The sequence below is a fragment of the Nesterenkonia sandarakina genome, assembly GCF_014138825.1.
Lineage (GTDB): Bacteria > Actinomycetota > Actinomycetes > Actinomycetales > Micrococcaceae > Nesterenkonia > Nesterenkonia sandarakina.
Window position 1 is genome coordinate 2,089,217 of record NZ_JACJIH010000001.1, and the last position, 26,784, is coordinate 2,116,000.

At 68.5% G+C, this 26,784-nt stretch carries 24 protein-coding genes; 9 read left to right on the top strand and 15 right to left on the bottom strand.

Annotation, left to right across the window (positions count from 1 at the left end):
• Nucleotides 1-80: 80 nt before the first annotated feature.
• On the bottom strand, nt 81-851 hold the full coding sequence (locus HNR24_RS09405) for a triose-phosphate isomerase (protein ID WP_182495647.1): 771 nt from the start codon (nt 849-851) through the stop codon (nt 81-83).
• A complete protein-coding gene (locus tag HNR24_RS09410) occupies nt 851-2,578 on the bottom strand; it encodes a dihydroxyacetone kinase family protein (RefSeq protein WP_182495648.1) in 1,728 nt (575 codons plus the stop codon). The genes HNR24_RS09405 and HNR24_RS09410 overlap by 1 nt, the downstream gene beginning before the upstream one ends.
• Before the next feature lie 149 nt (nt 2,579-2,727).
• Between HNR24_RS09410 and HNR24_RS09415 the strand changes: the two genes are divergently transcribed.
• Entirely contained in the window at nt 2,728-3,687 is a 960-nt protein-coding gene (locus HNR24_RS09415) for a sugar-binding transcriptional regulator (protein WP_182495649.1), read from the top strand.
• On the opposite strand, the gene HNR24_RS09420 is transcribed toward HNR24_RS09415, so the two are convergent.
• The 3 genes from HNR24_RS09420 to serS all read right to left on the bottom strand — a co-directional run bounded on the left by HNR24_RS09420 (nt 3,684) and on the right by serS (nt 6,245).
• A complete protein-coding gene (locus tag HNR24_RS09420; RefSeq protein ID WP_058887973.1) occupies nt 3,684-4,160 on the bottom strand; it encodes a ribose-5-phosphate isomerase in 477 nt (158 codons plus the stop codon). The two genes, HNR24_RS09415 and HNR24_RS09420, sit on opposite strands and share 4 nt — an antisense overlap.
• 176 nt (nt 4,161-4,336) lie before the next feature.
• Nucleotides 4,337-4,840 carry a Dps family protein gene (locus HNR24_RS09425; protein WP_058887972.1) on the bottom strand — a complete coding sequence of 168 codons (504 nt, stop codon included), beginning with the start codon at nt 4,838-4,840 and terminating at the stop codon, nt 4,337-4,339.
• 115 nt (nt 4,841-4,955) lie between these two features.
• The gene (gene serS / locus HNR24_RS09430; RefSeq protein ID WP_058887971.1) at nt 4,956-6,245 is read right to left on the bottom strand and encodes a serine--tRNA ligase; all 1,290 of its coding nucleotides are present in this window, start codon (nt 6,243-6,245) and stop codon (nt 4,956-4,958) included.
• Nucleotides 6,246-6,371: 126 nt separating this feature from the next.
• On the opposite strand from serS, the gene HNR24_RS09435 reads away from it, so the two are divergent.
• Nucleotides 6,372-7,577, top strand: a complete 1,206-nt coding sequence (locus HNR24_RS09435; protein WP_182495650.1) for a diacylglycerol/lipid kinase family protein — start codon at nt 6,372-6,374, stop codon at nt 7,575-7,577.
• Between the two features lie 51 nt (nt 7,578-7,628).
• Here the strand turns inward: HNR24_RS09435 and HNR24_RS09440 are convergent, their stop codons facing one another.
• The 3 genes from HNR24_RS09440 to HNR24_RS09450 all read right to left on the bottom strand — a co-directional run bounded on the left by HNR24_RS09440 (nt 7,629) and on the right by HNR24_RS09450 (nt 10,773).
• Nucleotides 7,629-9,107 carry an endo-1,4-beta-xylanase gene (locus tag HNR24_RS09440; protein ID WP_058887969.1) on the bottom strand — a complete coding sequence of 493 codons (1,479 nt, stop codon included), beginning with the start codon at nt 9,105-9,107 and terminating at the stop codon, nt 7,629-7,631.
• 389 nt (nt 9,108-9,496) lie between these two features.
• Complete coding sequence (pheA, locus tag HNR24_RS09445; RefSeq protein WP_182495651.1) at nt 9,497-10,435, bottom strand: prephenate dehydratase; 939 nt, start codon at nt 10,433-10,435, stop codon at nt 9,497-9,499.
• An 8-nt stretch (nt 10,436-10,443) separates the two neighbouring features.
• Nucleotides 10,444-10,773, bottom strand: a complete 330-nt coding sequence (locus HNR24_RS09450; RefSeq protein ID WP_058887967.1) for a rhodanese-like domain-containing protein — start codon at nt 10,771-10,773, stop codon at nt 10,444-10,446.
• A gap of 87 nt (nt 10,774-10,860) precedes the next feature.
• Between HNR24_RS09450 and HNR24_RS09455 the strand changes: the two genes are divergently transcribed.
• Nucleotides 10,861-12,387, top strand: coding sequence for an amidase (locus HNR24_RS09455; RefSeq protein ID WP_259392435.1), 1,527 nt, complete (start codon nt 10,861-10,863; stop codon nt 12,385-12,387).
• A gap of 140 nt (nt 12,388-12,527) precedes the next feature.
• Here the strand turns inward: HNR24_RS09455 and HNR24_RS09460 are convergent, their stop codons facing one another.
• Both HNR24_RS09460 and HNR24_RS09465 read right to left on the bottom strand, forming a co-directional pair.
• Complete coding sequence (locus HNR24_RS09460; protein WP_058887966.1) at nt 12,528-12,728, bottom strand: CsbD family protein; 201 nt, start codon at nt 12,726-12,728, stop codon at nt 12,528-12,530.
• Nucleotides 12,729-12,844: 116 nt separating this feature from the next.
• Entirely contained in the window at nt 12,845-14,236 is a 1,392-nt protein-coding gene (locus HNR24_RS09465; protein WP_182495652.1) for a uracil-xanthine permease family protein, read from the bottom strand.
• 287 nt (nt 14,237-14,523) lie between these two features.
• Between HNR24_RS09465 and ectA the strand changes: the two genes are divergently transcribed.
• The 5 genes from ectA to HNR24_RS09490 all read left to right on the top strand — a co-directional run bounded on the left by ectA (nt 14,524) and on the right by HNR24_RS09490 (nt 18,658).
• A complete protein-coding gene (gene ectA, locus HNR24_RS09470) occupies nt 14,524-15,069 on the top strand; it encodes a diaminobutyrate acetyltransferase (protein ID WP_182495653.1) in 546 nt (181 codons plus the stop codon).
• Nucleotides 15,070-15,190: 121 nt separating this feature from the next.
• Nucleotides 15,191-16,477: a diaminobutyrate--2-oxoglutarate transaminase gene (gene ectB / locus HNR24_RS09475; protein WP_058888170.1), complete on the top strand. Its 1,287-nt coding sequence runs from the start codon at nt 15,191-15,193 to the stop codon at nt 16,475-16,477.
• A gap of 56 nt (nt 16,478-16,533) precedes the next feature.
• Nucleotides 16,534-16,932, top strand: a complete 399-nt coding sequence (locus tag HNR24_RS09480; protein ID WP_058887964.1) for an ectoine synthase — start codon at nt 16,534-16,536, stop codon at nt 16,930-16,932.
• A gap of 305 nt (nt 16,933-17,237) precedes the next feature.
• A complete protein-coding gene (locus tag HNR24_RS09485) occupies nt 17,238-18,386 on the top strand; it encodes an ABC transporter ATP-binding protein (protein WP_179441417.1) in 1,149 nt (382 codons plus the stop codon).
• 101 nt (nt 18,387-18,487) lie between these two features.
• The gene (locus HNR24_RS09490; protein WP_179441416.1) at nt 18,488-18,658 is read left to right on the top strand and encodes a hypothetical protein; all 171 of its coding nucleotides are present in this window, start codon (nt 18,488-18,490) and stop codon (nt 18,656-18,658) included.
• 246 nt (nt 18,659-18,904) lie between these two features.
• Here HNR24_RS09490 and HNR24_RS09495 read toward each other — a convergent pair whose 3' ends face one another.
• The 5 genes from HNR24_RS09495 to HNR24_RS09515 form a co-directional block, all read right to left on the bottom strand.
• Complete coding sequence (locus HNR24_RS09495; protein WP_182495654.1) at nt 18,905-21,541, bottom strand: ABC transporter permease; 2,637 nt, start codon at nt 21,539-21,541, stop codon at nt 18,905-18,907.
• Entirely contained in the window at nt 21,538-22,287 is a 750-nt protein-coding gene (locus tag HNR24_RS09500) for an ABC transporter ATP-binding protein (RefSeq protein WP_058887961.1), read from the bottom strand. Before HNR24_RS09500 ends, HNR24_RS09495 begins: the two co-directional genes overlap by 4 nt.
• A gap of 116 nt (nt 22,288-22,403) precedes the next feature.
• Nucleotides 22,404-23,084, bottom strand: coding sequence for a response regulator (locus tag HNR24_RS09505; protein ID WP_179441413.1), 681 nt, complete (start codon nt 23,082-23,084; stop codon nt 22,404-22,406).
• Nucleotides 23,081-24,409: a sensor histidine kinase gene (locus HNR24_RS09510; RefSeq protein ID WP_182495655.1), complete on the bottom strand. Its 1,329-nt coding sequence runs from the start codon at nt 24,407-24,409 to the stop codon at nt 23,081-23,083. Before HNR24_RS09510 ends, HNR24_RS09505 begins: the two co-directional genes overlap by 4 nt.
• On the bottom strand, nt 24,384-24,800 hold the full coding sequence (locus HNR24_RS09515) for a PLDc N-terminal domain-containing protein (protein ID WP_182495656.1): 417 nt from the start codon (nt 24,798-24,800) through the stop codon (nt 24,384-24,386). Before HNR24_RS09515 ends, HNR24_RS09510 begins: the two co-directional genes overlap by 26 nt.
• A gap of 224 nt (nt 24,801-25,024) precedes the next feature.
• Between HNR24_RS09515 and HNR24_RS09520 the strand changes: the two genes are divergently transcribed.
• Nucleotides 25,025-26,782 carry an alpha/beta-hydrolase family protein gene (locus HNR24_RS09520; RefSeq protein ID WP_182495657.1) on the top strand — a complete coding sequence of 586 codons (1,758 nt, stop codon included), beginning with the start codon at nt 25,025-25,027 and terminating at the stop codon, nt 26,780-26,782.
• The last annotated feature ends 2 nt before the right edge of the window (nt 26,783-26,784 follow it).

Below are 26,784 nucleotides of genomic sequence, written 5' to 3' on the forward strand. Positions count from 1 at the left end.
ATCTTTGGTCAGTTGTGGTGCTGTGTCAAGCGTCACACCGGTGAACCGGCATGCTGATGAGCGCTCAGGGGGCCGCTGACCTAGGCTTTTGCGGTCTCGGCGGCGATCTCGAGAAGATTCAGATAACCCTCGAGCCTCCAGGCCGCGCGGCCGACGAAGAGCCCCTCGACCCCCGGGATGTCCAAGAGCTCCGCGGCGTTGTCTGCGGAGACGGATCCCCCGTAGAGCAGGGCCTGGACCTTTCCGGAGAACTCTTCGGAGAGCACCTCGAAGGGTTCGCGCAGCTCCGCGACCTTCGCCGGCCGGCCCTGGGCCCCGATCGCCCAGATGGGCTCATAGGCGATGAGCACCCGGCCCAGCTGATCCTCCGGAAGCCCGCGCAGGGCGCCTCGGGCCTGGTCCAAGAGATACTCAGAGGTCCCACCGCGCTCCTGGACCTCGGCAGGCTCCCCGATGCACAGCAGGGGAACCAGGCCGTGGCGCAGCGTGCTCGCCACCTTCAGCCGCGTCGTCTCGATGGTCTCCCCGAAGTGCTCTCGACGTTCCGAGTGCCCGATCTCCACCATCGTGGCGCCGGCATCGGCGGCCTGTGGGACCGAGATCTCCCCGGTCCAGGCTCCGCCGTCCTCCCAGTGGGCGTTCTGCGCGCCCAGGCGCACCGTCCGGGTGGAGCTCGGGCCGAGCTCCTGGGCCACAGTGGTCAGCGCGGTGTAGGGCGGGATGATGAAGGGCTGGACGCGCTCCAGCAGCTCCGGCCGCTGCTCGAGGGCCGAGCGCAGGTCACGGGCGTAGCTTCGCGCCTCGGAGACGGTCTTGTTCATCTTCCAGCTGGTGCCGATCCAGCGGATCATCAGGAGACCGACTTCAGCCGCTCGGCGAGGGCAGTCATCAGCAGCGCGAAGGACGTGGCCCCTGGGTCCGGAGTGCCCAGGGACTTCTCCCCCAGCACCCGGGAGCGACCGAGCCGGGCCTTGAGCTCTGCGGTCGACGCCGCAGCCTCGGTCGCCACGGAGGCGGCCGCGGCCAGAGCGGCGGAGAGAGACTCCTCGGCCTGGAACTGCTTGTCCAGCGTCTGCGCGAAGGGCGCGGCGGCGTCGACCATGGTCTTGTCCCCCGGCTGGGCGCCGCCCAGCCGCTGGACCGCCTCCACGGCGTTGAGCAGCGCCTCGACCCCGGCGGAGGAGTCCGGGGCGGCGTCGTCGGCGAGCGCACGTCCGGCGGCGGTCAGCGCCGAGCCCCACAGGGCCCCGGAGGTGCCGCCTGCGGATTCGGCCCAGGCGGTGCCGGCGTGGACCAGGAGCGTGCGGGCTCCGGCGCCGCGCTCACGCGCCTTGCGCCCGGCCTCCACAGCTCCGCGGCTGCCCAGCACCATCCCCTGGCCGTGATCGCCGTCCCCGGCGACGGCGTCGAGCTGGCCCAGCTCGGCCTCATGGGTGGCGCAGACCTCGGCGAAGAGCTCAAGGATCTCCTGGACCGACTCGGCGCCGCGCTGGGAGTCTGCCGTGGCCTCGGGCACGCTCTCCTCACCGGGTGTGTAGAACTCGGTGCGCGGGGCACGCTCTGCGTGGGCCGGGAGCCCGCGGGGCTCACCGCGCCGGTAGGCAGGGGTGTCCACGGCCGCAGTCCAGTGCTGCTCCAGCTCTTCGTCGAGGAAGACCAGGGTCAGCGAGAGTCCGGCCATGTCGAGGCTGGTGACGAACTCCCCGACCTCGGGCTGCACGGCGGTGAGTCCCGCCTCGGAGAGTCGCTCGGCGATGCGGTGGTAGACGACGAAGAGCTCTTCGTACTTGACCCGGCCCAGCCCATTGAGCAGCACCGCGACCCGGCCGGAGCCGGCCTCGGGAGCGTCCTCCATGATGCCTTCGAAGAGCAGGTCAGCGACCTCCGCTGCGGTGCCCATCGGGATCTCGCGGATCCCGGGTTCACCGTGGATGCCGAGGCCCACCCCCATGGTTCCGTCGGGGACGTGGAACAGCGGCTCCTCGGCGCCGGGCAGCGTGCAGCCGTCGAAGGCGACGCCGAAGGAGCGCGTCGCGTCATTGGCCTTCCAGGCGATGCGCTCCGCCTCGTCGATCTCGGCCCCGGCCTCGATGGCGGCACCGGCGATCTTGAAGACCGGAAGGTCTCCGGCGATGCCTCGGCGGTCCCGGTGGTTCTCCCGGGTGTTGGAGGCGATGTCATCGCTGACCCGGATGATCCGGACATCCACGCCCTCGGCGCGCAGCTTCTCCGCCGCGGCGCCGAAGTGCAGGACATCTCCGGCGTAGTTGCCGAATCCCATGATCACCCCGCCGCCGTTCTCGGCATTGCGGGCCACCGAGTAGACCTGGGAGGCCGAGGGCGAGGAGAAGATGTTCCCGCAGGGAGCGCCGTGTCCCATGCCGGGTCCGACCCAGCCGGCGAAGGCCGGGTAGTGCCCGGATCCGCCGCCGATCACCAGGGCGGGCTGGCCCGCAGGAGTCTCGGTGGACCGCACGACGCCGCCATGGACGGCGGTGACATACTCGGAGTGTGCTGCCGCGAAGCCAAGCACGGCCTCCTGAGAGAAGGTGGATGCTGAATTGAGCAGGTAGGTCATGGCTGTCCTTGTGGTCCCGGATCCGCACTCCCGAGACCGGCAGTACAGATGTTCACTGACATATGTGCTGAGGCCACACTAGAGCAGATGGCGTGATCGGCACCACTCCTGCGGCGGATTCGCCGCGGCATGGAAGATACGATGTCCCGATGGAGGCAACTGAGGTCATGAAGGAGGCAGCGGCGAGCACGTCCGAGCTCGAACGGCTCTACCGCGCCGCCCAGCTCTACTACGAGCAGGGCGCCACGCAGGCTGAGGTGGCCGAGCAGCTGAAGATCTCACGGCCTTCGGTGAGCCGGATGCTTGCCGAGGCACGGGCGCAGGGGATCGTCGAGATCCGCGTGCATCGTCCGACCTCGACAGGCATGGATGAGCTCAGCGAACGGCTCAGGATCCGGCTCGGGCTCGACGGCGTGCACCTGGCTCCGGGGGACCAGTCGGAGCGGGTCGGCCTCGGGCTGGGCCCGGTGACCCGGCAGGCTCTGGCCGCCGCGAACCTGCGTGCCGGGGATGTGCTGCTGCTCGCCTCCGGGGAGACCACCTATGCGCTGGCGCAGCAGCGGCTGGGGAACTTCTCCGGGGTGGTGGTGGCACCGACGGTGGGCGGGCAGGCCGAGCCAGACCCGTGGCACCAGACCAACGAGGTGGTGCGCGCCTTCGCCGCCACCTCGGGCGGCTATCCGCACTACCTCTTCGCCCCCTCGATGCCCTCCGAGGCCCTGCTCTCAGCCCTGCAGGATGACCCCGGGTACCGCCAGGTGATCGCCGACTGGAATTCGGCCAAGGTGGCGCTGGTGGGCATCGGCGCCGCCCCGCTCTCGCGCAGCTCGATCGCCCAGTCGGTGCCTCGGCACCACCCGAACCTGGCGAAGTCGATCGGGGATGTGTGCCTGGCGTTCTATGACCCGCAGGGCAACGAGATCACCTTTCCAGGCAATGAGCGCATGGTGCGGATCCCCGGAGAGACCCTGCGGGCCGTGCCGACCCGGATCGCGGCGGCAGTCGGGGCCCATAAGGCGCCGAGCATCATTGCAGCGGCCAACGCAGGGTGGTTCAACATCCTGGTGACCGACGAGGCCACCGCTCGTGCGGTGGACCGCCAGCCCTAGCTGCAGCTGCCGGTGCCCTCGTAGCGGGTGATCGCTGCGACCTTCTCCGCCGAGGCGCTCGAGGCGTCGAACTCGTGGCTCAGCCACTCGGTCACCAGCTTCCGGGCCAGCTCCTTGCCGATCACGCGTTCACCCATGCACAGCACCTGGGCGTTGTTCGAGAGCACCGCGCGCTCCACCGAGTAGGCATCGTGAGCCGTCACGGCACGGACCCCCTTGACCTTATTGGCCGAGATCGCCACACCCAGTCCGGTGCCGCAGATCAGCAGCGCCCGGTCCGCCTGGCCTGCGGCGACCTGCTCTGCCGCCGCCACCGCGATGTTGGGGTACGCGGTCTTGTCGGAGTCATCGCCGACGCCGACGTCAATCACCGAGGCCACCCGAGGGTCAGCCTCCAGATCGGCCTTCAACGCCGCCTTATAGGAGTAGCCGGCTTCATCGCTGCCGATGACGATGCGGAACTGACGCTTCATGATGTCTCCTCGACTGGTACCTGGGGTCTGCCTCCATGCTACGTGTCGCCGAACAAACGTCAAATACATCTGTTCAGATACGTGCCCCGGGTATGCGAGAGCCCCCCGGCGGCACCTGGAAGATGCTGCCGGGGGGCTCCGGCCGGCCCTGAATGTCAGGGCTGGTGATGCTGGCTCTAGGAGACCGCGCCGGCCTTGTCGAGGTGGGAGCGGATGAACCACTGGAACAGCTCGAGCTCCTTGGCCTGCCCGATGAGCAGGTCCTCGGTGATCGGATCCAGCTCGCCGACCTTGTTGAGCACATCGCGGTGGTCTCCGATGACCCCGTCGTAGACCTTCTCCAGCTCGGCCAGGTGAGTCGAACCATCGGCCTTGAACAGCGGGTAGTCCTCCCAGTGACGCTTGGAGACCAGTTCCCCGCTGAGCCCGGAGGGGGATCCGCCGAGGGTGGCGATGCGCTCGGCGACCTCGTCGGCGAAGCCGCGCACGACCTCGGTCTGCGGGTCGAGCATCTCGTGGATGGCGATGAAGTTCGGGCCCACCACGTTCCAGTGCACGTGCTTGAGCACGAGGTGGAGATCGTTCAGCGCGTACAGGCGGGACTGCAGCAGTCCGGCGATCTCGTGGCCGTTCTCCTGGGCAAGACCTGGTGCGGTGTAGTCGGAGTACTTCTGAGTCATGTGACACTCCTTGTGCTGTTGCGGCAACGGGCGCTGTTCGGCGCCGACCCTGTTGATACTAATGATTCAGAAAAGCGCTGGCTAGGCAGATGAGCCTAGCCTCAGTTGAGCTCGCTCACGTGCTGGGCTCGATGACCTCAAGGCCACCGAGATAGGGGCGCAGCGCGGCGGGAACCCGCACGGTGCCGTCGGCCTGCTGATGGTTCTCCAGGATGGCCACCAGCCAGCGCGTGGTCGCCAGGGTGCCGTTCAGCGTGGCCAGCGGCGTCGTCGGCCCTTTGCTGCCGTCGTCCTTCAGCGTGCGCTCTCGGATGTTCAGTCGGCGTGCCTGGAAGGTGGTGCAGTCCGAGGTGGAGGTCAGTTCACGGTAGGTCTGCTGCGAGGGCACCCAGGCCTCACAGTCGTACTTCCGGGCGGCAGAGAGGCCGAGATCTCCGGCGGCGATGTCGACCACCCGGTAGGGCAGCTCCATCTTCTGCAGCATCTGCTCCTCCCATGCCAGCAGCTTGGCGTGCTCGGCGGCGGACTCTTCCTCGGTGCAGAAGACGAACATCTCCAGCTTGTTGAACTGGTGCACTCGCAGGATCCCGCGGGTGTCTCGGCCGTGGGAGCCGGCCTCCCGGCGGTAGCAGGTGGACCAGCCGGCGATCCGCTCCGGTCCCTGCCCAAGGTCGAGGATCTCATCGGAGTGATACCCCGCGATGGCCACCTCCGAGGTCCCCACCAGGTAGAGGTCGTCGCGTTCCAGCCGGTAGATCTCGTCGTCGTGTTCCACGTCGAATCCGGTGCCGGCCATGGTCTCCGGGCGGACCAGGGTGGGGGTGATCATCGGGGTGAAGCCGGCCTCGACCGCCTGGTCCATGCCCATCTGCATCATCGCCAGCTCCAGGCGTGCCCCGATGCCCTTGAGGAAGTAGAAGCGCGAACCGGAGACCTTCGCGCCGCGTTCCATGTCCAGAGCCGCGAAGGACTCGGCGAGCTCGAGGTGGTCCTTGGGCGTGAAGCCCTCGGCGTCGAAGTCACGGACCGCTCCCTCTTCCCGGAGCACCACGAAGTCGTCTTCACCGCCGGCGGGAACCCCCTCGTGGATCAGGTTGGGGAAGGCGCCCTGGAGTCCTCGAAGCTGCTCCTCGGCCTGCGCAGACTCGGCCTCGGCGGCCTTGACCTGATTCGAGAGCTCCTTGACCTCGGCGAGGAGCTGCTGCTTCTCCTCACCGGCGGCCTGAGCGACCTTCTTGCCGAAGGACTTCTGCTCCGCGCGCAGCGTCTCGAAGCGAGTGATGGCCGCACTGCGGGTCTGCGCCGCGGCGATGAGTGAGTCCACGGCGGACTCCTCCGCCTGACGTGCGCGCTGGCTGGCCCGGTACTTCTCGGGATTCTCGATGAGGTCCTTGATGTCGATCACGCCCCTTAGCCTATCGCCACCGGGGCGGCGCTCGGAGTGGCGATCCGGCGCCGAGCCCGCAGGCGCCGGATCGAGGCCCTTGAGGCTCAGGGGATGCCGTGAACCCACGGCAGTAGACTGACGCTGATGACTACTGCCACGCTCAGCGCGCTCCTCTGGTCCACGCTCGTCCTCGCCGCGATCCTTCTGATCGCCGTGGTGTGGCTGGGCGTTGCCCACCGCCGGCTGCGTCGACGCACCGAGGAGCTCACCCAGGAGCTCGATCGCGCGCCCAGCGGGCGCTCCCAGGCGGGCGATGCGCCGGGACGCCTGGTGGCCGTGGTGGTCAACCCCACCAAGGACTCCGCCGACGACGTCGTGCGTCAGATCCATTCCGGATGTTCCCGGGCAGGGATGCCGGCACCGCTGGTGATGGCCTCCAGCGCCGAGGACCCCGGGCATGAGATGACCCGCAGGGCGCTGCAGGCCGGCGCGAGCGTGGTCATCGCAGTCGGCGGCGACGGCACCGTGCGCGCCGTGGCGGCCGAGCTCACCGGCTCGGAGACCGCGCTGGGCATCGTGCCGCTGGGCACCGGGAACCTCTTCGCCCGCAACGTGGGGCTGCCATACCAGGATCTGCGGGCCTGCGTGGATGAGGCCCTGCATGGCCGAAGCCACCGCGTGGACAGCCTGGATCTGAGCCTGGAGCGCGCCGATGGACGCATTGACGAGGAGATCTCGCTGGTGATCGCCGGCGGTGGTCTGGATGCGGAAGTCATGGGCGACACCCGCGACGCGCTGAAGCAGCGTGCCGGCTGGCTGGCCTACGGCGAGGCCGGATTGCGCCACATCATGGGCTCGCGCTCGAGCATCACCATCACGGTCGACGACGGCGAGGCGCAGCCTCACCGGGTGCGCTCGGTGCTGCTGGCCAACTGCGGGTCGCTGCAGGCCGGCATGGTGCTGGTGCCCTCTGCCAAGTTCGACGACGGCCACATGGACGCGGTCCTCTTCAGTCCCCGACATGCCTGGGACTGGGCGAGGATCATGGCGAAGACCGTGACCCGCTTCGCCGCGGACATCCCGGTGATGACCGTGCGTCAGGCCAAACGCGCCACCGTCACGATGGACGAGCCGATGCCCTTCCAGATCGACGGCGACGCGGTCGGCGAGGTCGTCAGCGTCTCTGCGCGCGTCCGCCCCCATGCCCTGGTGGTCAACGGCGTCTCCGTCCGGGGCATCGCGGATCTGGAGGCCACGGACGAAGACACCGAGTCGGACCAGCGGACGGATCCGGACGGCGGCCCTCAGTTCACCGAGGGCCGGATCACCAAGGAGCCCCAGGGAGCCTGATCGGCTCCCCAAGGCTCCGGACTAGCGGTCAGCCCCGCTGACCTGGGCGGATCAGATGCCTGCTGCTTCAAGGATGCCGCGGCATTCCTCGAAGCTGGCGTCCTCCTCCCAGGCGGCGGCCCCCTCCTCATGCTCCACCAGCGTGCGCTGGATGATGCAGTAGGTGGGCTTGCGCTCGTAGTCACCCTCATGCACCGTGGCGTCGCCCTCGCCGGGGAAGGTGTTGGGGACCCAGCTCTGCGCGTCCAGGGTTCCCCAGATGGTGAAGGAGTTGCACAGGCTCACCTCCAGGCAGGCCTGCAGCACCGTGGCGTAGCGCTCCGCGGCGCCAGCACGATCCTCCGGGGACATCATGTCGTTCTCATCGACCTCACCACGCACATCGATCTCGGTCACCGCGGTGTGGATGCCCAGATCATCGAAGCGCTGCAGGTTCTCCTGGTAGCTGTCGTCGAAGCCGTACTGCATGGACAGGTGGGTCTGGGCACCGAAGCCGTGCACCGGCACACCGCGCTCGAGCTGCTCGCTGATCAGGTCGTAGTACCGGTCAGCCTTGGCGTTGAGGCCATCGACGTTGTAGTCGTTGTAGAACAGCAGGGCCTCGGGGTCCTCTTCGTGCGCCCAGGTGAAGACGTCGTCCAGGATCTCCGGGCCCAGCTCGCGGATCCAGATGTTCTCGCTGTCCCGGATGCTGGCGGCCTCGTCGTCCTGGAAGATCTCATTGGCCACGTCCCACTGGTCGATGCACCCGGCATAGCGGGAGACCACCGTGCGGACATGGTCCTCAAGGATCTCGCGCAGCTCAGCCTCGGTGAAGTCCCCCTCCTCCAGCCAGTCCGGATTCTGCGAATGCCAGGACAGCGCGTGTCCGCGCAGGTCCATTCCGTTGGCCTCGGCGAAGGCGACGACGGCGTCGGCCTGTTCGAAGTCATAGACCCCCTGCTCGGGCTGGACGAACTCCCACTTCAGGAAGTTCTCGTGGGTCAGAGACGAGTACTCCTGCGCCAGGTGCTCCCGGTATTGCGGATCCGAGGGGAACGGGTCGGGATAGTCGGCGTCTGTGTGGTGTCCGCCGCCGGCCGCGATATTGCCGATCCGCAGATCATCCGGTGCGACGCCGGCGAGTGAATCACGATCCCAGGAGCCCTCGACCGCCCCGCTCTCCGGGGTGAACTGACACTGCGTCTGCCCGGGCGCCTCCTCTCCCCCGCCGTTGCCGTTTCCTTTTCCGTTGCCCTTCCCGTTGCCCTTGCCCTTGCCATTGTCGCCGCCCTTGCCTTTGCCGTTGGCGTGGTCCGGAGGCCCGGGCTGGCCGGCGTGATCGGGCTTGCCGGGCGTCCCGGCATGGTCGGGACGCCCCTGCGACTTCTGGCCCGGCTTCTCGGCGGCTGCGTTGACACTCGCCTCTGCGCCCGGGGCGGACTGTGCCGAAACAGGGACTGCCCCTGCCATGGTGGGGGTGCCGAGCGCCAGGGCGCCGGCACAGACCACCGCGGCGGTCAATGTTCGTCTGTTGGATCGGGTGAACATGCATTCTCCTCGTTATCGCCATTGACGTGCGTTCACGGCGGCGTGAGCCGCTATACAGGAGGTGACCCAGTGACTCGTCTTCGGAGACGCACCGACCGATTGCTGCGGACTAGAGAGGCTCACGATGTGACCTGGAACACCATTTTGTATCACCAAGAGACTAAAAACTGGTCACAGGAGTGTCAAGGCTCACACGGCATATGGTCAGGAGTGGAGACCTTTAGGCACATGTCGGAGACGGCGGATCCCGCTCCCCCGGCTCCCACCCTCGGCTGCGCCGAGTGCGGGGCCCGCGCCGGGCTCTCTTACGCGTGTCTCAAGCGAGCTGATCCCGCTCCCCCGGCTCCCACCCTCGGCTTCGCCGAGTGCGGGGCCCGCGCCGGGCTCTCTTACGCGTGTCTCAGCGAGCTGATCCACGCGGAGGCGGCGGTGAAGGCTTCGTCGGAGACTTCCGGGGTGGGCTGCTGGGGCTTGCGGTCGGCGCGCGGATACGAGCCGAGGAAGCGGATCCCCGGGGCGAACCGGTGGATCCCGGCGAGCGCGTCAGCGACGCGCGCCTCGTCGATGTGACCTTCCAGGTCGATCGAGAAGTAATACTGTCCCAGACCATCCCCGGTGGGCCTGGACTCGATACGGCACAGGTTGACCCCTCGGGTCGCGAAGTGTTCCAGGAGCTCCATCAGAGCGCCAGCACGGTCCTGCGGCAGCGGGATCATGATGGTGGTCTTGTCCGCTCCGGTCATCGGAGGAATGGCCCCGGGCTGGGAGACCAGCACGAATCTGGTGACCGCGCCTGTGACGTCTTCGATGCCGCGCTGGACCACATGCAGACCCAGCTGCTGGGCCACCAGAGGGGAGCAGACTGCCGCATCGGCCAGGGGCGAATCGGCCTGCAGGCCACGGGCAGCCGCAGCGGTGGAGGATGCCGGAACGAACTCAGCCTCCGGGATGGCGGACTCCGCCCAGCGCCGCACCTGAGCCCAGGCGTGGGTGTGCGTGGCCACGGTGCGGATCTGCTCGAGGGCCAGCGGCTCCGAGGAGGCGAGCACGAAGCTGATGTTGATCAGCTCCTCGCGCAGGATGTGCAGCTCATGGGCCACCGAGATGGCATCCAGAGTCGCGGTGACCCCACCTTCCACTGAGTTCTCAATCGGGACCATCGCGGCGTCGACCTCGCCGGACTGCACCAGGTTCAACGCCGTGAGCACCGAACCCACCGGCACCCGGTCCGCCTGCTGGGCGCCAGGCACCTGAAGCAGCGCAGCCTCGGTGAAGGTCCCGGCGGGACCCAGGAAGGAGTACCTCCGGGCAGGGGGCTGAGACGGCATCTGCTGACTCAACGGACCTGGGGGTCTTCCCCGGTGGAGGACTCCATGGGACGCCCCGCCTCGAGCCAGCCCCCCATGCCGTCACCGACGAACACCGCGGAGTAGCCCTGCCCGGTCAGCCAGGCGGTGATCTGCACGGCGCGCCCGCCGGTGCGGCAGATGACGTAATAGTCCTCGTCGGGATCCAGCTCCGCCTCGAACCGCGCAGGAATCTCGTCGACCGGGATGTGCAGCGCCCCCGGGGCGTGGCCCTCGGCGAACTCGTAGCCCTCCCGCACGTCCAACAGGCTCGCTTCGGCTGGAACATCTGCGGCGCGGACGGTCTCGAAATCTGCCATCTGCAGCCTCCTTCAACACGGACGGAACATCTCTGGTGCGCTGTCAAGACTATCCCCTGCCAGGATCGGTCGGCATAGAGTGAGCCCATGGTGCATCCCCTCGATCCCGCCCCGCTCCTGGAAGCGTCCTCCGCCGGCTCGGCGTCGCCGATGCTCGACTTCCGGGCAGTCAGCGCCGTGCAGTGGCGCCGCGAGCTCGCCACCGGGGAGGTCTCGGCCGTGGACCTGGTCACCACCGCCATCACTGCCGCCAGCAACCAGTCCCAGCTCGGCGCCTTCCTGTATCTGGACCCGGCCTCCGCACTGCTGCGTGCCGCTGAGATCGACGAGGTCCGCCGCGCGGTGCTGGACTCCCGCGCCGGAAGCTCCCGCAGCGCCGTGATGGAAGAACTCGCCGGGCGGGCACCCCTGCTGGGGATGCCGACCGCCTTCAAGGACCTGGTGGATGTGGCAGGGATGCCCACCACCCGGGGAACGAACGCGCTGCCCGCCACAATGCCGGCCCACGATCATCGCCTGGCGCGTCGTGTCCACGCCTCAGGGGCGATCAGCCTCGGCAAGACCCAGGTCCCCGAATTCGGACTGCCCTGCTACTCGGAGAACGAGCTGGCACCCGCGGCGCGGAACCCGCTGGCCCCGGAACGGACAGCCGGTGGATCCACCGGGGGTGGCGCAGCTGCGGTAGCGGCCGGAATGCTGCCCCTGGCCCCCGGCAGCGACGGTGGCGGCTCGGTCCGGATCCCTGCCGCGGCCTGCGGCCTGATCGGCCTGAAGCCCGGGCGCGGCCGGCTCCCCGACGACGACCCGCGCCGCACCGTGCGCAACCTCGCCGTGGCGGGGCCGATCGCCCACACCGCCGAAGACGCCGCCCTGCTCTTCGATGTGATGGCAGGTCACCGCTTCCACCGGTCCGGCTCCGCTGACCGCCTCCCGGCAGGACCCGCGCTGCGTCGGGTCCACGAGGCGCTGGAACACGGCGTGGAGCAGCTGCGCATCGGGGTGATCACCGAGTCTCCGTTCTCCCCGGACCTCGACGTCGTCCTTGCCGAATCGGCGGTCCTGGCCCTGGAGCGGGGGCTCTCCCGGTTGGAGCAGCGCGGTCACATCCTGCAGGGCAGCAGCCACTGCACCGGCGCGGAGGCGTTCTGGCCTGCTGACTACCATCGGCATTTCCAGGCGCTGTGGACCGCTCCGCTGGGCGAACTCGACCCGCCGGCCGCGCAGCTGGCCGCGATGGCACCGCTGACCCGGTACTTCATCGAACTGGCGCGGAACAGACCCGAGGCGCAGACGCGCGAATCCATCGCCGCTCTGGAGGAGTTCGCCGCAGACGCCGAGGCCTTCATGGGCCCCTGGGATGTGCTGGCCACGCCGATGTTGGCCTTCGCCCCGCCGGAGATCGGGTGGTTCGCAGGCCTGGAGCCCGAGGAGAACTACCGGGCGCAGTGCCGGTTCACCCCCTACAGCTCGGTGGTCAACGTGATGGGGCTGCCAGCGATCAACGTGCCCACCTATACCGATCCCCAGGGCCTGAGCTGGTCGATCCAGCTGATCGGCCGCCCTGGATCCGAAGAGCAGCTGCTCGCCCTGGCCGCGACGCTCGCCCAGAACTGAACGCTCACCCAGAACTGAACGCCCCCCGGGGGGGGGGGGGGGCAGGAACACACAACAGCGCCGGGCCCGATGACTCGGACCCGGCGCCGGGAATCACTCGCTGCGACCGCGGCAGTAGCCCAGCCGCGGCGAGATCAGATTCAGTTGTTCTTCTTCAGGCCTTCGGCGAAGCCCTTGACGCTGTCCTTCACGTCCTGGGCGGCATCCTTGGCCTTGGCCTGATTCTTCTGGCTGTTGCCCTCGGCCTGAGTTTCCTTGTCGCCGGTCAGCTTGCCGAAGCCTTCCTTGGCGGAGCCGGTGGCTTCTTCGGTCTTGTTGCTCGTCTTGTCATCGAGTCCCATAGTGACCCCTTTCGTCGGCGGACAAGTCCCTGGTCACGCTACCGAGGACACTCGGCACTGTCACTCGCAGAGCGTCATTTCCAGGGAACTCACAGCGAACCGATGCCGCACCGCAATCAACGGCTGCCCGAGCTCGGATCCGATGGGCGCTCCGTGTCTTGGGCGGCCAGGCCCTCGGCGTTGAAGGGGGTGGCCAGGGCATCCTCGTCGTCCGTGGCGAAGCCGACGTCGGTGCCCCGCCAGCGTGCGATCGCGCTGAGCACGTGATGAATGGCCAACGCCGCGAAGCTGCCCAGTGCGATGCCCTCGAAGACGATCTCGCCGAAGACCATGGTGAAGTTCGCGATGGCGATGATCAGCGGCACTCCCGCCACGGCGAGGTTGATCGGGTTGGCGAAGTTCACCCGGTTCTGCACCCAGATGCGGACGCCGAGCACACCGATCATGCCGTAGAGCACGGTCCCGGCCCCGCCGAGCACACCGACCGGGACGGTGGCGATCAGCGCCCCGAACTTCGGCAGCAGCGCCAGGGCGATCGCGAACAGTCCTGCCACCCAGTAGGCCGCAGTGGAGTAGACCCGGGAGGAGGCCATGACCCCGATGTTCTCGGCATAGGTCGTGGTGCCCGAGCCGCCTCCGGTGCCGGCCAGCATGGTCGCGGCGCCATCGGCCATCAGCGCGCGGCCGGTCAGCGGGTCCAGGTCTCGCCGGGTCATCAGGGCCACGGACTTCACGTGGCCCACGTTCTCGGCCACCAAGACCAGCACCACCGGGATGAAGAGCCCCAGCACGCCGAGGTGGAAGCTCGGAGTGGTGAACTCCGGCAGGCCCACCCAGCCGGCGCCGCCGATCCCGGAGAAGTCCACTTCCCCGCGCACCACGGCGACCACGTAGCCGACGACCACGCCGAGCAGGATCGAGAGCCGACCCAGCAGCCCACGGAAGAGCACCCCCGCCAGCAGCATGGACACGATGGTCACGCTCGCGGTCACCGGGGCCTCATTGACGTTGTTCCAGGCCGCCGGTGCCAGGTTCAGACCGATCAGCGCCACGATCGCGCCGGTGACCACCGGAGGCATCAGCCGTTGGATCCAGTGGCTGCCGGCGAAGTGCACCACCAGGCCCACGACGATGAGCCCGAGCCCGGCCAGGAAGATCCCGCCGAGGGCCCCTGACATCCCGTACTGGGCCGTTGCGGCACCCACCGGGGCCAGGAAGGCGAACGAGGAGCCCAGATAGCTGGGAATCCGGCCTGCGGTGATGATCAGAAACGCGATGGTGCCGATCCCGGAGAAGAACAGCGTGGTCGATGGCGGGAAGCCGGTGATCAGCGGTACCAGGAAGGTGGCGCCGAACATGGCGACCACATGCTGCATGCCCACGCCGGTGGTCTGCAGCCAGCCCAGCCGCTCGTCGGGGGTCACGACCTCGCCGGGTCGGACCGTCTTGCCGTCACCGTGGAGCGTCCATCCGAAACCAGGGAGGCGCCGCTTCTTCTGCGTAGTCATCACAGCAACCCTAACTCCACCTGAGCGGGGTCGCGGCAGAGCCTGAGCATGGGACGCGTCACCCCGATCCATTTCGGAAACATCTATTTCAATCACATGATGATTACATTCGACGCATTTCTCCGCGAAGAACACGCCGATCCCTCGATACCCTTGCCAGGGCTGGGGTGCAGCGCCACGAATAACCCCGGGACAATACTTTTCTCGGGCTCCGGGACCTGGTTTTCGCCGCCGATTCGCGGGTTTCGCGGTTGAATCTCCATATCGGCTCACTACTGTGGACTCCGATGCCTGATACCGCAGATAGTCCTGCCCAGAACTCCACCGAGGCCTCCACGGGCCCGGAGCGAGTTGAGATCCGCATGCCCACCGTGGCCGATGGCACCTCCCTGTGGAGGCTCGCCGCCGGAACCAGGGTCCTGGACGTGAACACCCCCTATGCCTACCTGTTGTGGGCGCGGGACTTCGCAGAGACCTCGGTGATCGCCGAGGTCGACGGAGAGCCCGCAGGGTTCATCTCCGGGTACCGACGCCCCAGCTCCCCTGAGACCCTCTTCATCTGGCAGGTCGCCGTGGACTCCCGCTTCCGCGGACGTCGGCTCGCCTCCCGGATGCTGAGCACTCTGGTGGACTCCACCTCCCCGCACCGGCTGGAGACCACCATCACCTCCGACAATGCGGCCTCGATCGCGCTGTTCACCGGTCTGGCGCGGGACCGGGGCGCGGAGATCACCACCACCGGACTCTTCTCCGAGGCGGTCTTCCCCTCGGCCGATGAATCCGGCGAGGTCCATGCCGCCGAAGACCTCTACACGGTGGCCCCGCTGAACTGAACCGGCCTCCGAAACCCACCCGACGGCGCACCCGCTCCACCGAGCGGCCCAATGCGGCCACGCCGTCGCTCTGAGTGAATATTCACCCGACTTCCCCAGAACGTAAGGACAGATGAGCATCATGGCTACAGATATCTTTGAGACGCGAGAGTCCCAGGTCCGCAGCTACTGCATGAACTGGCCCGCCACCTTCGCCAAGGCCTCCGGGCCCTACCAGTGGACCGAGGACGGCACCCGCTACCTGGACTTCTTCTCCGGCGCCGGCGCCCTGAACTATGGCCACAACCACCCTGAGCTGCGTGACCTCGTCGTGGACTACCTCGCCAACGACGGCGTCACCCACTCCATGGACATGAAGACCCCCGCCAAGCGTCGCTTCCTGGAGACCTTCGAGCGGGTCATCCTGGAGCCCCGCAAGATGGACTACAAGGTGATGTTCCCGGGCCCCACAGGCACCAACACCGTTGAGGCCGCGCTGAAGCTGGCCCGCAAGGTCACCGGTCGCCAGCACATCCTCTCCTTCACCAACGCCTTCCACGGGATGACCCTGGGTGCGCTCTCGGTCACCGGCAACTCGATGAAGCGCCGCGGCGCCGGGATCCCGCTGACCAACTCCTCGAAGATCCCCTATGACGACTACTTCGACGGCGACATGCCCGACTTCCTGTGGCTGGAGAAGATCCTCGAGGACTCCGGCTCCGGCGTGGACAAGCCCGCCGCGGTGATCGTGGAGACCGTCCAGGGCGAAGGCGGCCTCAACGCCGCCCGCATGGACTGGCTGAAGTCCCTCGCGGACCTGCTGCGCCGGCACAAGATCCTGCTGATCGTCGATGATGTCCAGGCAGGCTGCGGGCGCACCGGCCGCTTCTTCTCCTTCGAGGAGGCAGGCCTCTACCCAGACATCGTCTGCGTGTCCAAGTCGATCTCCGGCTACGGCCTGGCCATGGCGCTCACCCTGTTCAAGCCTGAGCTGGATGTCTGGGAGGGCGGCGAGCACAACGGCACCTTCCGCGGGAACAACCTCGCGTTCATCACCGCGGCGCGCGCCCTGGAGCTCTTCTGGTCCGATGACAGCTTCCAGAACCAGCTGGGTGAGCGCATCAAGGAGCTTCGCGACGGCCTGGAGAAGATCGCCGAGCACGTCCCCGGCGCCTCGATCCGCGGCCGCGGATTCCTCACCGGCATCCACTTCCCCAACCCGGACACCGCCGGGAAGACCGCAGCGGAGGCGTATAAGCGCAACCTGCTGGTGGAGACCTCCGGACCGCAGGACGAGGTGCTCAAGCTCATGCCAGCGCTGAACATCGAGTCCGAGGATCTGCAGAAGGGCCTCGCCATCGTCGAGGAGTCCGTCCTGGCTGCCACCGGCAACCTTGGCGAGCCCTCGCGGCTGCGCGCACCTCGCTGAACCTGCTCTCGGGCATCCCGCCCCTAGTCCGCAACAGCCACTGATCGGAGATCCGCGTGTACACCTTGAACATCGACGCCCTCAACGGCACCGACCGCGACATCCAGCAGGAGAACTGGCGCTCCCGGCGCATGGTCCTGGCCAAGGAGAAGGTGGGCTTCTCGCTGCATGAGACCACCCTCTACGCCGGGACCACGAACGAGTTCTGGTACGCCAACCACGTGGAAGCCGTCTACTGCGTGGGCGGCAAGGGCACCCTGACCGACCTGGAGACCGGAGAGAAGTACACCATCACCGATGGCTTCCTCTACATGCTCGACGGGCAGGAGAAGCACCGGGTCGAGGTGGAGGAGGAGATCCGCGTGGTCTGCGTCTTCAACCCGCCGGTCACCGGTCGCGAGGTCCACGATGAGAACGGCGTCTACCCGCTGATCCTCGAGGATGAGACTGCCTGATCAGCTCAAGGACTGAGCAGCCGCGGCGCTGAGCCGCGGCCTCCTACGGCGCCCGTCCGCCTGCACCACGGAAGACACCGTGGTGCAGGTGGGCGGGCGCCGTCGTCGTGTCTGGCCTGGATCTCAGCCCGCGCGGCAGCCCGGCGTCGACCGCCAGGCGGGGTGCGGGGGTTTTGGACTTCTGTCTGAAGCTGTGATGTGATGCACAAGACATGTGACCCACCACACGTGAGTCCTGCGTCACCACAATCACCTTCACAACGGATCGTCGGGCACGTACCTGCCCGTGAAAGGGACATATCACCATGGCTTCTGTCACCTATGCCTCCGCCAGCCGCATCTACACCCCAGGCGCCCGGCCGGCCATCAACCAGCTCCAGCTCGAGATCGCCGACGGCGAGTTCCTGGTCCTGGTGGGACCCTCCGGCTGCGGCAAGTCCACCGCACTGCGCATGCTGGCTGGCCTCGAGGAGGTCAACGAGGGAGCCATCATGATCGGTGGTGAGGACGTCTCCCACGTCTCGCCCAAGGACCGCGACATCGCGATGGTCTTCCAGAACTACGCCCTCTACCCGCACATGTCGGTGGCCGAGAACATGGGCTTCGCGCTGAAGATCGCCGGGGTCTCCAAGGAGGAGCGCGCCGAGCGGGTCAAGAAGGCTGCCGAGATCCTGGACCTGGTCCCCTACCTGGAGCGCAAGCCGAAGGCGCTCTCCGGCGGTCAGCGGCAGCGCGTGGCCATGGGCCGTGCGATCGTGCGCTCTCCCAAGGTCTTCCTGATGGATGAGCCGCTCTCGAACCTCGATGCCAAGCTGCGTGTGCAGACCCGCACCCAGATCGCCGCACTGACCCGCGAGCTGCAGACCACGACCGTCTACGTCACCCACGACCAGGTCGAGGCCATGACCATGGGCGACCGCGTCTGCGTGCTCAAGGACGGGGTGCTCCAGCAGGTCGACTCGCCGCGCAACCTCTACGACACGCCCGCCAACGTCTTCGTCGCCGGCTTCATCGGCTCCCCCGCGATGAACCTGTTCCAGGTCAAGATCCAGGGCCAGGGCGTGGTGCTGGGCAATGACATCCTGCCGATCCCGGACGGCCACCTGGAGAAGGCCCACGGTGATCACGTCACCCTGGGCGTGCGCCCCGAGGACATGGAGCTGACCAGCGACGGCTCCGGTCTTCCGATGACGGTGGATCTGGTCGAGGAGCTGGGCGCAGACGCCTACATCTTCGGCACCCCCGACGGCATCAGCAGCTTCCAGCCCTTCATCGTCCGGGTGGACGGGCGCCGTCCTCCCATGCGCGGGGAGCGGGTCACGATCAAGCCGAACCCGCACCATGTGCATCTCTTCGACAACGAGACCGGCCTGCGCCTGAACGGCCACGTCCCGGAGGGCACTCCCCACGCCTCGATCTCCGACGTGGAGGCCCTGGCGGACGCCGAGGACTGAGCGGCCGATAGGGATGCCGCGGCAGGCTGGGATGAATTCGACCCCCGGACCTGCCGTGGCGCCCAGCAATTGCACAGGTGAGCACACGTAGGGTGGGGGTCATGGCCAATAGAGCGTTATCTATTGTCATTTCCATAGTGCTGGTGCTGGTGGTCCTCCGGATCGCCCTCTGGCTGTTTGGCGTGATCCTGAGCCTTGTGGCCAACATCGTGCTCGCGATCCTGGTGGTGGTGGGAGTCCTCTTCATCATCGGGGCAGTGCGCAGACGTTAGCGCAGAGCATTCAAGACCGACCAGACGCACCATTATCGAAAGGCTAGAAAACCATGGGACGCATTCTTCCGATCAGCCTGACCGGCATCCTGCTCATCGTGATCATCGTCATCCTGCTGACCTGATCCACTGAGCCGAGCAAGACCCCGAGAGGGCGGGATCCGATGATCGGATCCCGCCCTCTTGCCGTTTCGAGTGCGCTGCGCCCCCACCACACCGGAGCCCCGGGTCATGAGCGGTGGCGACTCAGTCCTCGCTGAGTCCCGCCGCGGGCTCCACCCTGGAGAGCGCCCGTGCCGGGAGCAGCGCTGCGAGCGCGGCGGCCAGCAGCGTGATCCCCCAGAGCATCGCCAGTCGCAGCCATGGCACATCGACCATCACGGTCCAGTCCGACCGCGCGACCATCGAGGCCACACCGGCCCAGCCGAGGAACACAGCGAGCGCGGTGCCGATCAGCAGCGCAGCGGAAGCCAGCAGCAGCGCCTCGATGCTGATCATCTGTCCCACCGAGCGGCGATTCATGCCGAGAGCGCGCAGCAGGGCCGCCTCCCGACGACGCTCCAACACCGAGAGCGAGAGCGTGTTGCTGACCCCGATCACCGCGACCAGCACCGAGGCGCCGAGCAGGACCAGCACGATCAGCAGCACGGTGTCGATGACCTGGGCGAAGCTGGCTCGCATCAGCGCCCCGACGTCGTTGAACTCCTCGGCATGGTCTCCCAGCAGCCCCGACAGACCATAGGACTCCTCCGGTCCGACGCCCTGGGCCAGCCGGATCAGAGTCAGGCCCTGCGCATCTTCGAATGTCCAGGCGGACCCGTCGTGTGCGGTGGTGACCTCGGCAACGGTTCTCTCGGTGATCAGCACCGTGCCCCCTGGAAGCCATGAGGCGACGGTGCCTTCCACCGTGATGGCCTGCTCTGCGGCACCTGAGGAACCCGTGCCGTGCGGGGTGAGTTCCAGCTCCGCGCCGTCGCCGGAGAGGACCTCGCCGTTGAGCTGCGGAGCAACGAGCGCCTCCCCGGTAGCGGGGGCGAGGCCCTCGGTGCGGGCCACTCCGGAGAAGGTCTCCTCCGTCACGAGGACCACTCGACCCTCCGCGCTGCCACGCTCCCCCGACACGGTGGCCGCGGCACCCTGGGCGCTGGTGAACGACTCGACGAGGTCGCTCTCAGCCAGGTCCGCCGCCAGCTCGCCGTCCACAGCAGCGGCTGACGCCTCCACCGGGTAGCTCTCGGCGAGTTCGTCGTAGAGCACCGTCTGCGCCGTCGAAGCGCCCACCATCATGGTGCCCACCAGGGTGACCCCGACCAGCAGGGCCGAGGCGGTCGCCGTCGTCCGGCCCGGCACCTGCCGGGCGTTCTGCCCTGCCAGCGGCGCGTTGACCCGCAGCCCGGGCACCCTGCCCAGAAGCGCACCGGCATGAGCCACCAGAGGCGGCACCACCAGGCGGGCCAGGACCAGCACTCCCGAGAAGCCGATCATGGCGCCGGCGACACCGACCAGCGGTGCGGGCAGGCCCAGCGGGACGTTCTCCCCTGCGGCGAGCAGGGCGGCGGCCAGAACTGCGGCGAATCCTCCCAGCGTGAGGATGAGTCCGAGCACGATGCGCACCGCTGAGGGTCGTCGGGCTCCAGGGGTCAGACCGACCGGGCGCAGCGCGGCCATCGGGGCGACGCGTCCGGCCTTGATCGCGGGCAGCAGGGCCGAGAGCACGGTGACCGTGACGCCCAGTCCGAGCCCGATCAGGGCGGCGAGCAGCGTCGGGGTGGCCAGCGGCAGCTCCGGAGCGAAGCTGGCGCGGGCGATGGCCGAGAAGCCCAGCGCCGCCCCGGCGCCCAGCACGACCCCGACCGCACCGCCGAGCAGTCCCAGCAGTCCGCCTTCGAGCAGCGTGGCGCGCTTGAGCTGTCCGGTGGTGGCACCGATGGCACGCAGCAGGGCCAGCGTGCGCACTCGGGAGGCGACGAGCACCTGGAAGGTGTTGGAGATGACAAGCCCGGAGACGAAGACCGAGATGCTGCCGAAGCCGATGGCGAGGTAGGCCAGCAGATTGGCGCTCCCGGCCTGCTGGGCTATGCGAGCATCCACGATCTCCTCGGTGGTCTGCGCCTCGAGCGCGGCGAGGCCGGCGGCCCGCTCCTCATCCAGGCCCGCGGCCTGCTCGGTGATGAGGTCCTGGATCTGAGCCTGGACCGCGAGGACGTCGCCCTCGGCGTCGAGCTGCACTCGGATCTCCTCCGGGCCAGGGCTGAAGGGCATCCGGTCCATCCCCTCGGCAGTGAGGTAGCCGCGGGGCGAGCCCTGGGTCTCCAGCACGCCCACCACGGTGTAGTCCTCCTGCACCACCGTGGGCTCTGCGCCCTCCTGGGCATCCTCGGCGTAGACGAAGTCCTGCGCACTCAGGGTGTCGCCGAGTTCGAGACCTCGGCCCTCGACCGCGGCCGAGCTGATCACGATCTCATCCTCGGCCTGAGCCTCCCGACCCTGGACGATCTCACCCTCGCGGGTCTGGGACTGCTCACCCACCTGGAAGCCGATCCTGGTGCTGCCGTCGGCGGCGACCTCGCTGATGTATCCGGATCCGATCGCGTCGGCGATCGCGACCCCGTCGAGCTCTCCGATCGCCTCGGCGAGCGGCACGTCGTCCCGGAGGGGCTCGTCGGTCTCCTCGTCCCAGGCGGAGAGCCCGACAGTCTCGATGATCAGATCGCTTCCGGCGGCCTCAGCCTCGAGCTGCTGAGTCAGGCTGCTGTTGAAGGAGTCCACCATCAGGATCCCCGCCACGATGAACGCCACCGAGATGGCGACGGCGGCGCCGGCCGCGAACAGCTTCTTCCCGGCCGAGCGAAGATTCACCCGCAGCACCGGATTCCGGCTCATCGTCCGGCCTCGATCAACGCGGCGGCGAGCTGCTCGGGCGTGGGCTTCTCCAGCGTCCCGGCCACCCGGCCGTCCGCCAGGAGCACGGTGCGATCGGCCTGTGCCGCGGCGTTGGCATCATGGGTGACCATGATGACGGTCTGGCCGAACTCATCCACCGCGGTGCGCAGCAGACCCAGCACCTCGGCCCCGGCGCTCTGGTCCAGGTTGCCGGTGGGCTCGTCGGCGAAGATCACCGCGGGTCGGCCCACCAGGGCGCGGGCCACGGCCACGCGCTGCTGCTGCCCGCCGGAGAGCTCGAAGGGACGGTGCCCCAGCCGGTCACCAAGTCCCAGCCGGTCGATGACCTGGCGGTAGAAGGCCTGGTCCACGGATCCGCCGCCCAGGTTGGTCGGCAGCAGGATGTTCTCCTCGGCGGTCATCGCCGGGACCAGGTTATAGGCCTGGAAGATGAAACCGATGCTCTCGCGGCGGACCCGGGTCAGCTGTTTCTCGCTGAGACCGGTCAGGGTGGTCTCCCCTCGCGCTGAGGAGAGGATCACCTCGCCGTCGTCGGCGGTGTCCAGCCCGGCCAGCACGTGGAGCAGGGTGGACTTCCCGGAGCCGGAGGGGCCCATCACCGCGGTGAACTTCGCGGCAGGGAACTCGATGGAGAGCTCGCGCAGCGGGTGGACCGCCGCGTCCTCGGAGCCGTAGGTCTTCTTCAGCGCCCTGGCGCGCAGGGCTGGTGTCAGTGTGGTGATCATGCTCTTCACACTAGGAACCAGCGGTATGCTCCCACATCGGACCACAGGCCGGTCTGGGTCTCATCCTGCAGGATGAGGACCATCGCCAGCAGTGCCGAGGCACCGCCAGGATGACCTCAGGCGACCAGCCCGGTCTCATAGGCGAAGACCACGGCCTGCACCCGGTCCCGGACCTCCAGCTTGGCCAGCACCTGCCCGACGTGGGTCTTCACCGTGGCCTCGGAGACGAAGAGCCGGTGCGCGATCTCGGTGTTGGAGTCCCCGGTGGCGAGTTCCAGCAGGATCTCCCGCTCCCGGTTGGTCAGCCGGTCCAGCCGGAGCTGCTGCTCGGCGTCGGGACTGCGACGGTGGTGCGGCTCCCGAAGCGTGGCGTCCAGGAGCCGGCGGGTCGTGGTCGGGGCGATGACGGCCCCACCGGCGGTGACGGTGCGGATCGCCTCCAGCAGGGACTCCGGCAGCACATCCTTGAGCAGGAAGCCGGAGGCGCCGGCGCGCAGCGCCTGGAGCGCGTATTCGTCGGTGTCGAAGGTGGTCAGCACGATCACTCGGGTCTTCGAGAGCGCCGGGTCCTCGGTGATCCTGCGGGTGGCTTCCAGCCCGTCCATGATCGGCATCCGGATGTCCATGAGCACCACGTCGGGGCGGTGCGCGCCGGCGGCCGCCACCGCATCCTGACCGTTGCCGGCCTGCTCCACCACCTTCAGATCCGACTGGGAGTCGATCACCATGGCGAATCCGGCGCGCAGCAGCGCCTGGTCATCGGCGAGCAGCACCGTGATCGGTTCCGGGCCGGTCATCGGGTCTCCTCGGTGCGGTGCGGCGGCGCTGCCTCGGCAGTGGTTCTGGCTGTCGTCTCACCGGCTCCACGGGTCAGCGGGAACCGGGCCAGCACGTCGAAGCCGCCGACGTGGGCGCGGGTGGTCACGGTGCCGCCGTAGAGCCGGGCGCGCTCGGTCATTCCGAGCAGCCCGGAGCCCGCGCCGTCGTCGGTCGCGGCCGAGCCCCGGCCGGAGTCGCGGACCTCCAGCATCAGCGCCGGCGAAGGCTGCGCCGCCGTCGCCACCCAGACCTCCGCCTGAGCCTGCGGGCCTGCGTGTTTCAGCGTGTTCGTCAGCGCCTCCTGCACGATCCGGTAGGCCGCCAGTCCCACCCCTTCGGGCAGCTGCGGGATGGATTCGCTGAGCATGTGCAGCCGGACCGGCAGCCCCGAGGCGGCGACGTCGTCGATCAGCTGCGGCAGGTCCTGGACCCCGGGGGCCGGCCGCTTCTGCAGCGCACCGTCCTCCTCGCGCAGCACCCCGAGCATCCTGCGCATCTCGGTGAGCGCCTCCCGCCCGGTCTGGCTGATCGTGGTGAACGCCTGCTCGGCGCGCTCCGGGCTCTGCGCCAGGACGTAGCGGCCGCCGTCGGCCTGGGCGATCATCACCGACATCGAATGCGAGACCACATCATGCATCTCTCGGGCGATCCGCATCCGCTCGGCATCGGCGGCCAGTCTGGCCTCCTGGTCCCGCTCCCGGATCAGCAGCTGGTTGCGCTCGGAGATCGCGCCGAGCTCACGACGACGGCGCCCCGCCAGGTGCCCGGCCAGCCAGAAGACCAGGGACACAGCAGCGGCGAAGCCTGCAAAGAGCGCCGCGCTGACCAGCGAATCGGACCAGTCCCGGTAGTACTCGTACTGCTGCATGTAGTACATGTCGACGTACATGACATAGGCGGCCAGGGCTGCCGCACCGAGCAGGGCCACTGCCAGATAGCTCCAAGACACGCGGGGGGTGCCGTATTTCGCGCAGGCATAGAGGATCAACGGCACCGCCAGGGCAGAGACGCTCGGTGCCGCGCCGATCACCAGCTGCGCCGCGCAGAAGACCGCCATGAACCCGGCGGCGGCCCCGGGATTGGTGCGCGAGAACGCCAGCGGAAGGATGCACAGGATCTCGATGAGGATCCCGGCGTACCAGGGGACCTCGATCCCGATCTCGTTGAAGGAGCGTGTGCCGCCGGAGTGGGACAGGAGCAGCAGCACCAGCACCGGAAGCACCTTGACCAGCGCATCGATCAGACGCTGCCGGGTGCGGGTCTGGGCCTCCTGGGTATCAGTCAGCAGCGGCGCCACGGTCATCACCTCGTTCCCTCGCTCGCCGGTCCTCCTCGCTGCGGCCCTCCTCGAAGTGGGCGCCTTCTCGCCGGGCCGCTTCCCGCCGAGCCTGCGCGCGGCGCTGCGCCGCCTCTTCGGGAGCGTGCTTCTCGACCAGGCCCTTCTCTGGGCGGCCATGCTGTCTTCGGTACCGGATGGTCTCGACGATCAGATAGGTCGCAGGCCCCAGGATGGGCAGCGCAAGGATCAGCAGGGCCCAGATCGCGACTCGCCGGCCCCTCGGCCGCGGCTCCTGGATGAGCACCATCAGCGCCGCCACCAGCAGTCCCACTGCGGCGACACCGAGCGCCCAGGACCAGACCGGATTGCTCTGGGCGAGCAGGCGCGCGGCGACGGCGGAGACGGGAGGATTCACCGTCTCAGTCTAGAAGCCGTGCCTGGGCGGGTCCTCATACTGCAGGACCAGATCAGGACCGGGTGAGATGAGGCAGACCCGGGGCGGGTGAGGCTCACCGGGGTTGAAGCGGGCACTGCCGCAACGGGCCCGACAGGCCTAGACTTCGCTCACGGATCGACCTGCTGGGCTGGAAGCTCCTGGTCCAGGGCCGCGCCGAGGTGGTTCACGAGAGGCGGGACGACATGGCGGGGTTCTCCGCGCGCGGCGCTGAGTTTCTGCGAGCGCACCTGATCAACCTGATCCTTGCCCTGGCCCTGGCGTCCCTCGCGCTGACCCCCTCCCTGGTGCCCCGCCCCACGGTCTTCCAGGGGGTCATGGCGGGGCTGTGGTTCATGATCGGCTTCCAGCTCGGGTTCGCGGTGCGTGCCGCTGCGCGGATCCTCGCCCGGCGTGTGCACGGTGGGCGGTCAGCCTCCGGGGCGGCAACGAATCCACCTGCCGGGTCCAGCCCGGCTGCGCAGAGCAGCCGGTCGCCGCTTCGCGCGGCGGGCCTGGCCGCTGCCATCGGGGTGGGGTTCTTGGTCTATGTGCTCGGTTATGGGGCGCTCGTGGTGTCCTGGCAGAACGAGGTCCGCGCACTGGTGGAGATGGAACCGGTCGACGGCGCCGGACACCTCGCGTTCCTGATCAGCATGTTCACCACACTGCTGCTGCTCTTCGGCATCGTCCGGGGGATCAGGGCGCTGCGGCAGGCGGCGGGTGCTCAGGTGGCTCGCCGCGGCGGATCCCTCCGGCAGGCCCGCTGGGCCTCACATGCCACCGGCCCGGTGGCGGTCCTGGCGCTGGTCCTGGGACTTCTCGGCGGTGGGCTCGGCGTCGTCGCGGAGGTCTATCAGGACCGTGATGCGGCGACGCCCGAAGGCATCACCGCCCCGGTGCTCCCCGGCCGCTCCGGGGGCCCGGACTCCGCTCTGGCCTGGGACGGGTTGGGCCGGCAGGGACGAGCCTTCGCCCGCGGTGGCCCCAGCGCGGCGCAGATCAGCGCCGTGACCGGGACCGCTGCCCAGGAGCCGGTGCGGGTCTACGCGGGACTCTCCCAAGGTGCGGACCTTCAGGCCCGCGCCGAGCTGGTCGCGGCGGAGCTCGAGCGCCACGGCGGGTTCGACCGCGAGGTGCTGCTTCTGGCCACACCCACCGGCTCGGGCTGGCTTGAGCCGCAGGCGATCGCGGCCCTGGAGTACCTCTACGCCGGGGACGTCGCCAGCGCGTCGATGCAGTACTCGACCCAGCCCAGCTGGGTCTCCTTCCTGTTCGATCCCGAGCTCCCAGAAGACTCCAGCCGGGCGCTCTTCGAGGCCGTGCACGAGCGCTGGCGGGAGCTGCCCGAGGCGGAGCGGCCCAGACTGGTGGTCTACGGGCTGAGCCTCGGGGCGCTGGGCATGTCCGGCAGCTTCGAGGACCTCGATGACCTGCTGGCCCGCACCGACGCGGCCCTGTTCACCGGGCCTCCGTCGAACACCGAGCCCTGGGCCACCCTGCAGGCGAACCGGGACCCGGGCAGCCCGGTCTGGCAGCCCGTCTACCGGGAAGGTGAGCAGGTGCGCTGGCAGTCCAAGCCCGGTGACTTCGCCGCGCTCGACGGGGCCTGGCAACAGCCGCGCCTGGGCTACCTCCAGCACGCCACCGATCCGATCACCTGGTTGGACCCTGCGGTGATCCACAGGTCCCCGGAATGGCTCCAGGGGCCTTCGGCCGCCGGGGGCCGCGGCCCCGACGTCAGCGATTCGATGCGCTGGATCCCGGGGGTCACCTTCGCGCACCTGGTGGCGGACATGCTGGTCAGCGAGGCGGTCCCGCCGAGCCACGGCCATAACTTCGGCGACGTCGCCGTGGACGGGTGGGCGCAGGTGCTCCCCGGACATGGGCGCAGCCAGGCTCAGCGGGACGCGGTCCAGACCGTCGTCGAGCAGATCGACACCCAGAACCCGTCCTGGGAGTGAGG